Genomic DNA, 12,995 nt, shown 5'->3' with positions numbered 1-12,995 from the left:
CGACAGCGTGCCGAAAGGAGACTGGTCATGGCCGTCGAAGCCGACGTCCTGAGCGAACTACGCCGACTGCGCACCCGTATACCCCTGCTCGCGGGATCCGTGGCGGCCAGCGTCGACGGTCTCGTCCTCGCCCAGGACCTGCCGGACGCCGAGACGGAGGGACTGGCAGCCCTCACCGCGGCAGCCCTGGGCGTCGCCCACCGCATGGTGGACACCGCCCGGCGCGGTGAGTTCTGCGAGCTGCTGGTGCGCGGCACCGACGGCTATGTGGCGACGTACGCGGCGGGGCCGTCCGCCGTGCTCACCCTGCTCGCCGACGACCGCGCCAACGTCGGCCGGCTCCATCTGGAGGGCAGACGCAGCGGCGCCCGGATCGCCGAACTCGTCGCGGCCCAGGCTGATTCCGACGCGGGCGTGCGCCGCCCCTGGCGGGCGCTCCCGGACGATCCGCCGCCCGTCGACCCGGGGCGCGCGCTCGGCACCCTTCCGCTGCGGATACCACAGCAGTCCCGGCACTGGCTGCGCCCCGAGGCCGGCAACTAGTCACGCGGCACCGGCGGTCCGGCGCCGAGGCCCGAGGTCCGGGGCCCGAACCGCCGTGATGCCGACCCGAACCATCTCGCCCCTGCTCAACCCCCTTTGATCTGAAAGGACATGACCCATGGCCAACCTCGAAGTCTCCCTCAAGGAATGCCTCAGCTCCATCGACGGCGCGACCGCGGCAGCCCTTGTCGACTACACCAGCGGCATGGCGCTGGGCACGCTCGGCGGGGGCAAGGACTTCGACCTGGAGGTCGCGGCGGCGGGCAACACCGATGTCGTGCGGTCCAAGCTGCGCACGATGGAACACCTCGGTCTCCAGGGCGAGATCGAGGACATCCTGATCACCCTGAGCAGCCAGTACCACCTGATCCGGCTGCTGAAGGGGCGCGACGGGTCGGGGCTGTTCCTCTACCTCGTGCTGGAGTCCAACCGCGCCAACCTGGCGATGGCCCGGCACCAGCTGCGCAAGATCGAGAACGAGCTGGAGATCTGAGCACGGCGTCCCGGGTCAGCGACGTCCGCGTCGGCCGCGCACCGCGCGGTCGGGCGCGTCGCCGCCGGGCGGCCCGCTGAACCCGCCGGGGACCAGACGCGGCGTCGCCGCCCGGGACCCCGGGGGCGCGGGCGTCATGACCGGCTCGGCCGGCTTCCCGAGCGGCGCGGCCCGGCCCAGCACCCGGGTGTGGGACATCAGGGGGGCGCACGCGGAGCAGACCTCGCTGAGCGTCCACACCTGGCCCACCGAGGGATCGTGGCGCAGGACGAGGAGCACCACGCCCCCGCAGGACACCCGGGTGTTCTCGTGCAGCACGCAGCGCTGCTGACGGCACGAACACGCCGCGTCGGGACGCACCGACGCCGCCTTGGCGTGGGCGGCGGCATGGGCTTCGGCGAACCGGCGCAGGGCGGCGATGTCGCGGGAACGAGGAGGCATGCTGCACGCCGAGGAGCAGCTGACAGTGGCGGTACGGTCGCGATGTCCCGTCACCCGGATCGTCCAGGACCTGCCGGGACGACGGGCTGAGAGCGCGTCAGGGTAGGTGAGAGCCAAGACCACGTGTCCTTCGCGGGAGGTGTCGGGCGGAAAGCCGCTGAAGGAGATCTACCCGTCCTGACGGCACTCGCAGCATCGGCGCGACCACGGATTGACCCACGCCGGCGCGGACCGCCGCACCGGCGCACAACCCGTCGCACGGCGGCCCCGCGCTCCCTCCCCGCGCGCGGCCCGCCGTGCGGCGCTCCGGCCCGCCCGACCAGCCCGGCCCGCACCGGCTCAGGACGGCGCCCCGGCCGCCGACTGCGCCGTCCGTCCGGGACCCGGACCCGGGGCGATACGGTCAGCCCATGTCCGACGCCCGGTTGACCACCTCCTCCTTCCTCGTCCTCGGCATCATCGACAAGCTGGGCGAGGCGAGTGCGTACGACGTGAAGGTGGAGGCGGCCCGTACCGTCGCGCCGTTCTGGTCCGTACCGCACGCCCAGGTGTACGCGCAGTGCGACCGCCTGCTGGCGGCGGGCCTGCTGGCCCAGGTACGGCGGGAGAGCGGCCGCAACCGCCGGGTGCTGACACTGACCGAGTCCGGCCGGAGCGCGCTGCGCGGCTGGCTCGACGACCCGGAGTTCGTGCCGGTGGAGGCCAGGGAACGCGGCATCCTCAAACTGTGGTTCGGCGGCAGCCCCGACGTGCTGGTCCCCGAACAGCTCGACGCCCACGCCCGCACCCTGCGCACCTACGAGGAACTCGCCGCGAGCGTGGGGGACCTGCTGACCCCGGGGCAGCGCGAGGCGCTGGAGTTCGGCCTGCGCTACGAGCGGATGATGGCCGACTTCTGGGAGTGGGTGGGCCGCCGCGAGGAACGTACGCGCGACCGTTGACCGCGCGGCCGGGTCACCCCTACCTTCTCGATAGTCCAGAAGAGACTATCGGCGACCGGGGTCCGGCCGCGGGCAGGGAGCCGTCGTGCGTCGTCCAACGAGGGCCGGCTGGCGCCGTGGCGCCGTCGTCGCGGTGTCCGCGGTCTGCGTGGCCTACGCGCCGATCGCGATGACCGAACTGTGGCCCTACGCCCGTCCCGGCGCGCCGGCCTTCGGCGAGTGGCTGCTCGGCCGCGCGGTCTCGCCCCGGTACGTGGCCGACGCGCTGGCGACCAGGATCGGGCCGTACCGGCACAGCCTGCTGCCGATGATCGTGCACTCCGTGCTCGGCGGGCTGCTCATGCTCCTGGGCCCCGCGCAGCTGCTGACGGCAGCCCGCGGGCGCCGGCGGGCGCACCGGATCCTCGGCGTGCTCTTCGCCGTGACCGTGTACGCCTCGATGGCGGGCGCCGGACTGTACCTCGCCCGTACCGCACCCGCGGACGCGTTCAGCGGCGCCGCGTTCTGGATCGTGCTGGCCGTCATCCTGGTCGGCACGGTGTTCAGCGTGACGTTCGGCGTCCTCGCGGCCGTCGGCGGCTTCCCCGACCTGCACCAGCGCTGGATGCTGCTGTGCTACGGCTTCCTGCTGACCGCGCCGCTGCTGCGTCTGGAGTGGGGCGCGCTGCCGTGGCTGCTGCCGGGACTGCCCATGACGGACATCAACCAGGTGGCGATCATGCACCTGGGCTCGGTGGTCGCCTTCGGCGCGCTCGTCGCCTCGCGCACCCTGGACCGGCGCGGGCGGCTGGCCGGGGCGGGCCGTACCTGGGTACCGCTGCCGGTGCTGGTCACCGCCCATCTGGCCGGCGTGGCGGCCCTGGCCCTGATCGTGCACGCCTTCCTGGACGCGGCCGGCCCGGGGCGGCGGCTGCTGTGGGCCTACCTGCTGCCGTACGCGGCCGCCTACGCGGTCATGGCCGTGAGCGCCCGGCGCGCCGGACGGCAGGGACGCGCCTGGGCCCGGGAGGAGTGGCTGCTGCAGCTGACGGGCCTGTGCCTGGCCCCGGTGCTGTCGGCCGGCACGGCCCCGCTGCTGGAACGGGGGCTGGGACTCGATCCGCACACGGCGCTCGTCGCCGGGGTGTCGATCGGCTGCGGCGTCCTGGCGTTCGCCGCGACGACCGTGGTGAGTCTGCGGGTCATGTACGCCCGCGAGGTGCTCAGGCGGACGGCTCCCGTCGCGGTCCCGGCCGCGTCACCGGTCGGCGGAACGGTCGCGTAGCCCGCAACCGACCGACCGCGATCACCCCCGTGACCGAACACACCAGCATCGTCCAGCGAAATCGACTCGAACGGATCGGAGGGACAGCACCGTGCCGGACACTCCCGTCACACCCGCCCCGGACGGACGGCCGCTGACCGCCGGGGTGGCCGTCCTGGCCACGGCGGTGGCGGTGATCAGCGTCCTGGTCGGCGGACTGCTGGCCGCCGTCAGCCTCACCGGTCATGTCTTCGGCGCCTGGCCGTCGCCCGGGTCCCTCAGCCCGGGCCTGGTCGGCGCCGCGATGCTCGGCACCTCGCCGGGCCTGTTCGCCGTCGGCCGGGCCGCCCGCTGGCAGGACGTGCGCACGCTCGTGTACGCGCTCGGCGTCGTGCTCGTCGGCCTGTTCGCCGTGACCCTGCTCAACGCCGGACGGCTGTACGTCGCCCGCGGCGGCGGCATCGTCGCGGTGCTGTTCAGCCTGGGCTGGCTGTTCGTGCTGGGAGCGCTGTGCGTGGCCGCGCTGGCCACCCTGACCTGGCAGCATCTGGGAGCCGCCCGCCCGGCGCGGCCCCGCGCGCTGCCGCTGCCCGCCTGGTCGAAGCCGCCGCTGGCCGTGCTCGGCTCGGCCTGGCTGGGCATCGGCACGGGCCTGCTGCTGCGACCGGGGTTCTGGGCCGCCTTCGTCCCCTGGGACGTCGCCCGCCCCGACGCCCAGGCGCTCGGGGTATGGGCCCTTGCCCTGGGCATCGGGGTGCTCGGCGCCCTAGCCGAGGACGATCTCGCCCGCACCCGCCCGGCCCTGCTGGCCCTGCCCGGGACCGCGCTCGCCGTGACGCTCGTCCTCGCCGTCCACGCGCGCTCCGTCGACTGGTCGTCCGGCCCGGCGCTGAGCCTGGTCTGCATGCTGGCGGGCCTGGTGTGTGCGGGCGCGAGCGGCCTGGTGCTGCTGTCGAGGTCGTCCGTCCCCGCCTAGCACTCGGTCAGAGCTCAGTGCGGGAACACGCGGGGCGGGCGCAGGCTCGGCAGGTCGTCGCGGAACTCCGCTATGGCGGAGCTGATCTGCCGGGTCAGGACGGTGTGCTCGATCCGGTCCAGATACAGGTTGCGACGGGCCAGTCCGACCGCGTCGACGCAGAAGTACACGGCCATCAGCGGGTTGACGAACAACCGGCTGTTCTTCGTCCGCTCGGTGAACCGCACGTCGCCGAACTCGCCGCGCACCGCGGCGGCCACGGACCCGTTGACGATGCTCGGGTGGTCCGGCGTGCTCTGCTGGGCGTGGGCGACCGCGTCGACGTAGAGGGCGCCCTCTCGGCTGTCGTACGGCAGCGAGAACGCGCCCAGCCAGGCGCCCTCGCGCTGGAGAGCGGCCAGGTTCTCCAGCACCAGCGCGTGGTTGACCCCGTGGTAGGCGTCCACGCCGAAGCCGAGGCAGGCCACTAGTCGCTGCTCCACCTCGTCGAGACCGGCCACGGCGCCCAGGCTGGCCATGTCCTCCTCGGGGGTGCCGAGCCCGTCCTCGTCCCCGCGCATGAGGATGTCGGTGCCGCCGTCCACCAGCACGATCGCGTCGACGCCGCCGAGGCGGTCCAGGAGCGCGCGGTAGGCGGCGCGCAGCGGGGTGACGCCGGTACGGGACAGCGCGTACACCGTGGACGGCATGCCGTGCACCTCCAGCCACCGGGCGAGGGTGCGTTCGGGGAAGTAGTCGCCGCGCGCCTCGGTGTCCGGGCGGATCGCGGCCACGTCCTGCTCCAGCCACACGTCCGGATTCAGTCCGTACAGGTCGGCGAAGGACAGGTTCGCCAGGTGGACCTCCTTGCCGGCCGCCCGTAGGGCGAGGGCCAGCGGCAGCCCGGCGTAGATGTCGAAGCCGCCGCCCGCGCCGGCGACGAGGATCCGCCGTGCGTCGCGCAGACGGGTGAACAGGGGCGGCTCGTGGAGGGTGAACACCGGGGGAAGCTAGCAGGCACCGGCACGGACTTCATCCGGTTTCCCGCCGGGGCCGCGGCCGTTCCCGTACGACGCCGGTCGCGGCGGGACGAGGGCCGCGTCGGCCGGGCGGCACGGGCGGCAAGGGCGCGCCGTGCGGGGGAGACGGGCGTTCGGGGAGACGGGCGCGGGGCCCGGCGGCAGGTGTGCCGCCGGGCCCCGCGGGGCGACCGGCCCTGGTCGGCCCGCGGGCCGGCCGGTGCGTCGTCTCAGGCGCCGCTCTCCCGGAGCATGTCCTCGCGCTCGACGAGCTTCACGCGCTCCCGGCCCTGGGGCTCGCCCAGCGCCTTCTCGGCGGCGTCCAGCTTGTACCAGCCCTCCCAGGTGGTGAAGCGGACGCTGCGCTCCGCGAGGAACGCGTCCACGGCCTCGGGCTCGGGCGAGGCGGGCACGCCCAGGCGGCCGTTCGCGTGGTCGTCCAGGAGGTTGGCGACCGTCTCGTTGGCGTCGCCCTTGGTGTGGCCGATCAGGCCGACCGGGCCACGCCGGATCCAGCCGGTGACGTAGACCGACTGAAGGTGCGCGCCGCTCTCCTCGACGACCCGGCCGCCCTGGTCCGGGACCGTGCCGGACTCGACGTCCCAGGGCAGCTTGGGCAGCTTGTCGGACAGGTAGCCGACGGCCCGGTAGACCGCGCTGACGTCCCAGTCCTTGAACTCGCCGGTGCCCTTGACGTTGCCCGTGCCGTCGAGGGCCGTGCGCTCGGTGCGCAGACCGACGACCTTGCCGTCCTCGCCGAGGACCTCGGCCGGCGACTCGAAGAAGTGCAGGAACAGCTTGTGGGGACGGTCGCCGATGTCGCGGATCGCCCAGTTCTCCAGGGTCTTGGCGACCATGTCGGCCTGCTTGTTGCCGCGCCGGGTGGCGATGGAGCCCTCGTCGTAGTCGATGTCCTCGGGGTCGACGATGACCTCGATGGTGGGGGAGTGGTCCAGCTCCCGCAGCTCCATCGGGCTGAACTTCGCCTGGGCCGGGCCGCGGCGGCCGAAGACGTGGATCTCCAGCGCCTTGTTCGCCTTCAGACCGTCGTAGACGTTCGGCGGGATCTCCGTGGGCAGCAGCTCGTCCGCCGTCTTGGCCAGGATGCGCGCCACGTCGAGCGCCACGTTGCCGACGCCGAGGACGGCGACCTTCTCGGCCTCCAGCGGCCAGGTGCGCGGGACGTCCGGGTGGCCGTCGTACCAGGACACGAAGTCGGCGGCGCCGTAGGAGCCGTCGAGCTCGATGCCGGGTATGCGCATCTCCCGGTCGGCCGTCGCGCCGGTGGAGAAGATCACGGCGTCGTAGAAGGCGCGCAGGTCGTCCAGGTTGATGTCGGTCGGGTAGTCGACGTTGCCGAAGAGGCGGATCTGCGGCTTGTCGAGCACCTGGTGCAGGGCGGTGATGATGCCCTTGATGCGGGGGTGGTCGGGCGCGACGCCGTAGCGGATCAGGCCGAACGGGGCCGGCATGCGCTCGAAGAGGTCGATCGAGACACCGGGTTCGGCGGCCACTTCGGACTTCAGCAGCGCGTCGGCGGCGTAGATCCCGGCGGGGCCGGCTCCGACGATGGCTACCCGCAGGGGGCGGGGCATGATCAGGTTCCCTTCGAGCGATGACAGGCGACTCGACGGGAAGCCTAAACTGAGGCAAACCTTAGTTGGTACGCGGGTCCGGTCTATGGACCCATAAGCCGCGCTTATGGGTAGACGGCGGGCATCAGGGAAGCGGCTGCTCGGCCCAGATGAACTTGCCGTCGGCCGTGTACCGGGTGCCCCAGCGTTCGGCCAGCTGCGCCACCAGGAACAGCCCGCGGCCGCCCTCGTCCGTCGTCGCCGCGTGCCGCAGATGCGGCGAGGTGCTGCCGGTGTCGAAGACCTCGCAGATCAGACTGCGGTCGCGCAGCAGACGCACGCGCAGGGGAGCGCCACCGTAGCGGATCCCGTTGGTGACCAGTTCGCTGAGGATCAGTTCCGAGGTGAAGGCCAGCTCCGCCAGGTCCCATTCCGCCAGCTGACGGGTCACCCGGGCCCGTACGTCCTGCACCGCCGCCGGGTCCATCGGCACCTCCCACTCCGCGACCTGGTCGGCGCCGAGCACCCGGGTGCGCGCCACGAGCACCGCGATGTCGTCGCCCGGCTGCTCGGGGAGCAGCTCGTCGAGCACGGTCCGGCAGGTGGCCTCGGGAGAGTCCCCGGCCCGCCCCAGGGCGTCGCGCAGCAGCTCCAGACCTTCGTCGATGTCCCGCTCCCGGTCCTCGACCAGCCCGTCGGTGTACAGCACCAGCCGGCTGCCCTCCGCCAGCTCCACCTCCGCCGTCTCGAAGGGCAGCCCGCCGATCCCGAGCGGCGGACCGGCCGGCATGTCGGCGAAGTCCACCCGGCCGTCGGGTTGGATCACGGCCGGCGGCGGATGGCCCGCACGGGCGAGCGAGCAGCACCGGGAGACCGGGTCGTAGACCGCGTACAGACAGGTCGCGCCGGTCACGGGCGCGCCGGCCCCCTCCGCCGACTCGTCCTGGTCGATGCGGTTGACCAGCTCGTCGAGCAGGGCGAGCAGCTCGGCGGGCGCCAGGTCGAGGGCGGCGAAGTTGTGCACCGCCGTGCGCAGCCGGCCCATCGTGGCCGCCGCGTGCAGCCCGTGGCCCACCACGTCGCCCACGACCAGTGCCACCCGGGCGCCGGACAGCGGCACGACGTCGAACCAGTCGCCGCCGACGCCCGCCTGCGCGGGCAGGTAGCGGTAGGCGACGTCCAGGGCATTCTGTTCGGGCAGGCTGCGCGGCAGCAGACTGCGCTGCAACGCCTCAGCCGTACTGTGCTCGCGGGTGTAGCGGCGGGCGTTGTCGATGGACACCGCGGCGCGGGCGACCAGCTCCTCGGCGAGGGTCACCTCGTCCTCGTGGTACGGCTCGGGCCGCTGCGAACGCCAGAAGCCGACCACGCCCAGGGTCAGCGACCCCGCCCGCACCGGAACGGTGATCAGCGAGTGGATGCCGTACTCCACGACCTGCTCGGTGCGCTCCCGGTCCTGCGCACGCCAGCCCGGCGCCCGGTCCAGCCGCGGCTCCAGGACCGCCCGGCCGGTGGCGAGGCTGCGTGCGTGCGGCGAGGACGCGACGAACTCGATCCGGGAGCCGAGCGGGTACAGCGGCGCGCCCCGGTTGATGCCGCCGGACGCGATACGGTGCAGCACGTCGCCCGGCTTCGGCTCGCCGCCGTCGATCACGGAGTCGAACAGGTCCACGGTGGCGAAGTCCGCGAACCGCGGTACGGCGATGTCGGTCAGCTCCTCCGCGGTGCGGGTCACGTCCAGGCTCGTGCCGACGCGCACCCCGGCGGCGTAGATCATGTCGAGGCGTTCGCGCGCCACCTCCGCCCGGCCGGACAGGGCGCGCAGTTCGGTGGAGTCGCGCAGCGTGGCCACGCTGCCGGCCGGCCCGCCCGCCAGGTCCGTGGGCCGGTGGTTGACCGCCAGCAGCCGGTCGCCGACCAGGAACACCTCGTCCGTCGCGACCCGGCCCGAGGCGAGCAGCTCGGCGGTGCCCGGATCGAGTCCGAGGTCGTGCACATTGCGGCCCTCGGCGTCCACCGGCAGGTCCAGCAGCCGGCGCGCCTCGTCGTTGGCGAGCAGCAGGTCGCCGTCACCGCCGACGATGAGCACCCCTTCCCGTACGGAGTGCAGCACCGCGTCGTGGTGCTCGTACATCCGGGTCATCTCGTTCGGGCCGAGGCCGTGGGTCTGCCGCAGCAGCCGTCGGCTCACCAGCGCCGTGCCCGCCGTGGCCAGCCCGAGGCCCGCGGCCGCGGCGCCCAGCATCAGCGGCAGCTGCCGCTCCGCGGCACCGCCCACGTGCTCCGTGGTGATCCCGGCCGAGACCAGGCCCTCGACCTTCCCGTCCGGCGCCTTGACCGGCACCACGGCCTGCACCAGCCGCCCGATGGTCCCGTCGATCTCCTCGACCACCGTGTTGCCCTGCTGTGCCGGTCCGAGCGTCCCGACGAACTGCTTGCCGATGCGTTGCGGATTGGGGTGCGTGTAGCGGATCCCCTGGGTGTTCATGACGACGATGAAGTCGACGTTCGCGGCCTTGCGGGCGGCCTCGGCGGACGGCTGGAGCAGGGCCGTGGGATGCGCGCTGCGCAGCGCAACGCGGATGCCGGGGGAGTGGGCGTAGGTCTGGGCCACGGCGAGCGAACGGCCGCGGGCCTCCGCGGTCGTGTCGTGCCGCACCTGGAGCACCAGCGCCACCGCCGCGGCCACGACCAGCAGCAGCACGATGACCACGTTCAGTACGAACACCTGCGCGGCGAGGCTGCGTCCGCCCAGCGCGGACCGCAGGCGCCCGGGTTTTTCGCGGCGCGGCCGCTCCCCGTCGGCGCGCGGTCCGTCCGGCGCGCCGGACGCCGCCCGCGTCTGCCGCCCGCGGGTGTCGTCGGTGCGGTCCGGGGCGCGCGGTGTGCGGCGACCGTTCGGACGGATCGTCTCAGCCCCCACTCGACTCAGGAGTCGGACCATGTGCCATGTCTACACTGCCGGACTCCGCGAGGCGACAGGTGTCACCGCGTGTGCGGACCCCCTCACTCCGGGGGCCTTGCTCCGGGGGCCGCTCCCTGGTGGTGCGGCATCGGCGAGGTCAGCCGCGGTGCCGGGGTGTGGTGTGGCGGGTGGCCAGGAGCAGCGCGATGTCGTCGGGCCGGTCGGCGGCGTGCCGGGCGGTCGCGGTGAGCCGGTCGGCGAGATCCCCCAGGGACTGCTCGCCCTGCGGGGCGACCGCGGGGGCGGCCCGGTCCAGCGCCTCGCGCAGCGTGTCGATGCCGTCGTCGATGTCGAAGCCGGGCCGCTCGACCAGCCCGTCCGTGTACAGGGCGAGGATCGCGCCGGGTTCCAGCCGCAGCTCCATCACCGGGTAGTGGGCGTCGGGGGTCACGCCGAGGACGACGCCGCCGGGGATGTCCACGACCTGCGCACAGCCGTCCGCCTGGCGCAGCAGGGGAGGCGGGTGTCCCGCGCGGGCGACCCGCAGCAGGCCGGTCGCGGGGTTCAGCCGCAGGTAGCAGCAGCTGGCGAACTGGCCGGCATCGAGGTCGACGAGAAGCCGGTTGGTCCCGCTCATCACCTCGTCGGGCGGATGACCGCCGAGGGCGAAGGCACGGACGGCGCTGCGCAGTTGCCCCATGGTGGCGGCCGCCTGCACACCGTGGCCCTGGACGTCCCCGATCACCAGGGCCAGGCCGTCCCCCGCCTCGACGACGTCGTACCAGTCGCCGCCGACGTCCATGCCCTGGGTGCCGGGCAGGTACCGCCCGGCGGTCTCCAGCATCGGGTGCGAGGACAGCCGCCGGGGCAGCAGGGCCTGCTGGAGCCCACGGGCGAGCGCCGCCTCGGTGTCGTAGCGCTGTGCCTTCTCCATCGCGTGGGCGATCAGCCCGGCGAGCGCGGTGAGTACCGTGCGTTCCTCGGTGCTGAAGCTGTGCGGCCGGTCGAAACCGAGGATGCAGGAGCCGACCGGGCGACCGGAGGCGATCAGCGGCAGGAAGGCGCGGGCGCCCTGTGTGGTGTCCACCGGCATCCCGGGGTAGGCGGCCTGCATCTGCTGCATGGAGTCGAAGAACAACGGGCGGCCGGTGGTGAGGGTCTCGACGCCCGGCAGCCGGGCGTCCAGACCCACCCCCTCGAAGGGGGCGAGGAAACCCTCGGGGAAACCGCTCTCCCAGGCCAGGTAGAGATGCCGCTCCTGCAACAGGTAGATGGCCAGGCTGCGGCCGCCGAACGCGGGCAGCAGCTCCTGCATCACCACCGCGGACACCTGCCGGGCGGTCACCGCCTCGGTCAGCGCGATCGCAAGCACGATCGGCCGGTACTGCGGGGGTGTCGGGGCGGTGCCCGACAGCAGGCCGCCGATCCGGGGCAGGTCGGCGGCGGCAGGCTCCTCCGCCGTCGTCCGGCGTACATCGACCGGTTCGGCGATCCGGTTCGACGGCGTGACGGTGCAGGTCAGAATGTTGGAACCGGGGTAGACCGACACGGCGAGCCACTCGCCCTCGAACGCCTGCTCGTCGTCCGCGGCCGGGCGCCGGACATGGAAATGCACGGGGTCCGGCGCCAGCAGGGCGCCGCGCAGATGCTCCTCGAACGCGGGCTGGCGCAGCCAGGGGGCGCTGTCCCACAGCGCACGGCCCAGCAGCCGGCTCCGGGACAGCCCCAGCAGGTGCGCGGCCCGCGGATTGGCGTACACGACCAGGCCCAGCCGGTCCAGACAGAACACACCCTCCGGCAGCAGACCGGCCGCCGTGTCGGCGGGCGAGTCGGCCCGCGGGTCGCGCAGCACACCCCCGGCGCCCGCTCCGCCGGGACCGGCACCCGGCTCCGGAGCCCGCAGCCGCAGCAGCCGCAGCGCGCCGTCCGCCGCCCGTACCGGCACGGACAGGGGCGGTGGTCTGCCCTCGGCGGTCTCCCGCAGCAGGGCCAGGAGCTGCGGGGAGTCGGTGGGGGCGAGGGTGCGGGCCAGGTCGCGCAGGGTGGCCGGGAACTCTCCCGGGGGCAGGCCCAGCAGGGCGTGCACCTCACGGTCGGGCGTGACCAGGTCCGTGGCCGGATCCCAGGAGAAGCCCGCCGAGCGGTCCGCGGCCGGCCCAGCGGCCGGTGTGCGCACGGACAGGGGCCGGCCGTCCCAGGCCAGGGGCGGTCCCTCGGCCTCCAGACGGTGCAGTGACCGGCCCAGGTCGGCGGCCAGACGGGTCAGCTGCGCCTGGTCCGAGCGCAACTCGGCGGCGTCGGCCACGGCGGGGCGCAGCATCGTGAGGACACCGAACGGTCCGGCCCCGCCGGTGACCGGCACGTACAGGGAGCCGAACTGGAAGGGCAGCCCCGCCGCGAACTGGGGGTAGCGCCGCATCGCCTCGGTCGCGTTGGGCAGGATCACCTGGACCCCGAGCCGGTAGGCGTCCGCCACCGGGAAGGGCCGGTTCACGTGCAGCCGCCACCAGGGGTGGAACAGCGGCGCGGGCAGCCCGGCTAGGACGGCGAGTCGCAGCAGGCCGGGTGTGCCGGCCCGCAGGTACACGCCTGCCACCGGCCCATCGGCCGTTCGGATCGCCTGTGCCGCGGCCTGGGTCAGCAGCCCGGCCAGCCGTCCGGTTCCTGCCCCGTTCCCGGCGCTCCCAGTCACATCGGCCCTACCTCGTTCTGGCGCCGCTCACGCGGGCGACACAGAAAGAATGCGCCACACGGGCACCGGTGCGCATCCGCGCGGGGTGCGCGAGGGGGGTGGCCTGGGGTGTGCGAGGTGTGGCGGGTGGGGGCAGGGGTGCGTGTGAGGTGTGCCAGGCGAGGGCGGGTGCGTTCCGGGTGTGCCGGG

At 73.8% G+C, this 12,995-nt stretch carries 10 protein-coding genes; 5 read left to right on the top strand and 5 right to left on the bottom strand.

Going from position 1 to position 12,995, the window contains the following annotated elements; genetic code table 11:
• Positions 1–27: 27 nt before the first annotated feature.
• Positions 28–543, top strand: coding sequence for a roadblock/LC7 domain-containing protein (locus ACZ7OY_RS27115; RefSeq protein WP_471913772.1), 516 nt, complete (start codon positions 28–30; stop codon positions 541–543).
• Positions 544–661: 118 nt separating this feature from the next.
• Positions 662–1,036, top strand: a complete 375-nt coding sequence (locus tag ACZ7OY_RS27110) for a roadblock/LC7 domain-containing protein (RefSeq protein WP_450664444.1) — start codon at positions 662–664, stop codon at positions 1,034–1,036.
• 15 nt (positions 1,037–1,051) lie between these two features.
• On the opposite strand, the gene ACZ7OY_RS27105 is transcribed toward ACZ7OY_RS27110, so the two are convergent.
• A complete protein-coding gene (locus tag ACZ7OY_RS27105) occupies positions 1,052–1,477 on the bottom strand; it encodes a hypothetical protein (RefSeq protein ID WP_471913771.1) in 426 nt (141 codons plus the stop codon).
• A gap of 410 nt (positions 1,478–1,887) precedes the next feature.
• Here ACZ7OY_RS27105 and ACZ7OY_RS27100 point away from each other — a divergent pair, with 410 nt between their 5' ends.
• From ACZ7OY_RS27100 to ACZ7OY_RS27090, 3 genes are all read left to right on the top strand, one after another.
• Positions 1,888–2,418 (top strand): PadR family transcriptional regulator, encoded by a 531-nt coding sequence (locus tag ACZ7OY_RS27100; protein WP_471913770.1) that lies wholly within the window; start codon positions 1,888–1,890, stop codon positions 2,416–2,418.
• A gap of 85 nt (positions 2,419–2,503) precedes the next feature.
• Entirely contained in the window at positions 2,504–3,682 is a 1,179-nt protein-coding gene (locus ACZ7OY_RS27095) for a DUF2306 domain-containing protein (RefSeq protein ID WP_471913769.1), read from the top strand.
• 91 nt (positions 3,683–3,773) lie between these two features.
• On the top strand, positions 3,774–4,637 hold the full coding sequence (locus ACZ7OY_RS27090; protein ID WP_471913768.1) for a hypothetical protein: 864 nt from the start codon (positions 3,774–3,776) through the stop codon (positions 4,635–4,637).
• Between the two features lie 14 nt (positions 4,638–4,651).
• Here ACZ7OY_RS27090 and ACZ7OY_RS27085 read toward each other — a convergent pair whose 3' ends face one another.
• The 4 genes from ACZ7OY_RS27085 to ACZ7OY_RS27070 all read right to left on the bottom strand — a co-directional run bounded on the left by ACZ7OY_RS27085 (position 4,652) and on the right by ACZ7OY_RS27070 (position 12,806).
• Complete coding sequence (locus ACZ7OY_RS27085) at positions 4,652–5,617, bottom strand: DUF1152 domain-containing protein (protein ID WP_471913767.1); 966 nt, start codon at positions 5,615–5,617, stop codon at positions 4,652–4,654.
• Positions 5,618–5,865: 248 nt separating this feature from the next.
• A complete protein-coding gene (locus ACZ7OY_RS27080; RefSeq protein WP_471913766.1) occupies positions 5,866–7,230 on the bottom strand; it encodes an FAD-dependent oxidoreductase in 1,365 nt (454 codons plus the stop codon).
• A gap of 124 nt (positions 7,231–7,354) precedes the next feature.
• A complete protein-coding gene (locus tag ACZ7OY_RS27075; protein ID WP_471913765.1) occupies positions 7,355–10,153 on the bottom strand; it encodes a SpoIIE family protein phosphatase in 2,799 nt (932 codons plus the stop codon).
• A 118-nt stretch (positions 10,154–10,271) separates the two neighbouring features.
• Positions 10,272–12,806: a SpoIIE family protein phosphatase gene (locus ACZ7OY_RS27070; protein ID WP_471913764.1), complete on the bottom strand. Its 2,535-nt coding sequence runs from the start codon at positions 12,804–12,806 to the stop codon at positions 10,272–10,274.
• Between the last annotated feature and the right edge of the window lie 189 nt (positions 12,807–12,995).

It is taken from the genome of Streptomyces sp. NPDC107559 (genome assembly GCF_055657365.1).
This window is presented reverse-complemented; position numbering and strand designations above follow the sequence as displayed.

Excerpts from the sequence above, each read along its gene's own strand:
- ACZ7OY_RS27115 (WP_471913772.1), top strand. The coding sequence starts at position 28 with ATGGCCGTCGAAGCCGACGTCCTGAGCGAACTACGCCGACTGCGCACC.
- ACZ7OY_RS27110 (WP_450664444.1), top strand. The coding sequence starts at position 662 with ATGGCCAACCTCGAAGTCTCCCTCAAGGAATGCCTCAGCTCCATCGAC.
- ACZ7OY_RS27105 (WP_471913771.1), bottom strand. The coding sequence starts at position 1,477 with ATGCCTCCTCGTTCCCGCGACATCGCCGCCCTGCGCCGGTTCGCCGAA.
- ACZ7OY_RS27100 (WP_471913770.1), top strand. The coding sequence starts at position 1,888 with ATGTCCGACGCCCGGTTGACCACCTCCTCCTTCCTCGTCCTCGGCATC.
- ACZ7OY_RS27080 (WP_471913766.1), bottom strand. The coding sequence starts at position 7,230 with ATGCCCCGCCCCCTGCGGGTAGCCATCGTCGGAGCCGGCCCCGCCGGG.
- ACZ7OY_RS27075 (WP_471913765.1), bottom strand. The coding sequence starts at position 10,153 with ATGGTCCGACTCCTGAGTCGAGTGGGGGCTGAGACGATCCGTCCGAAC.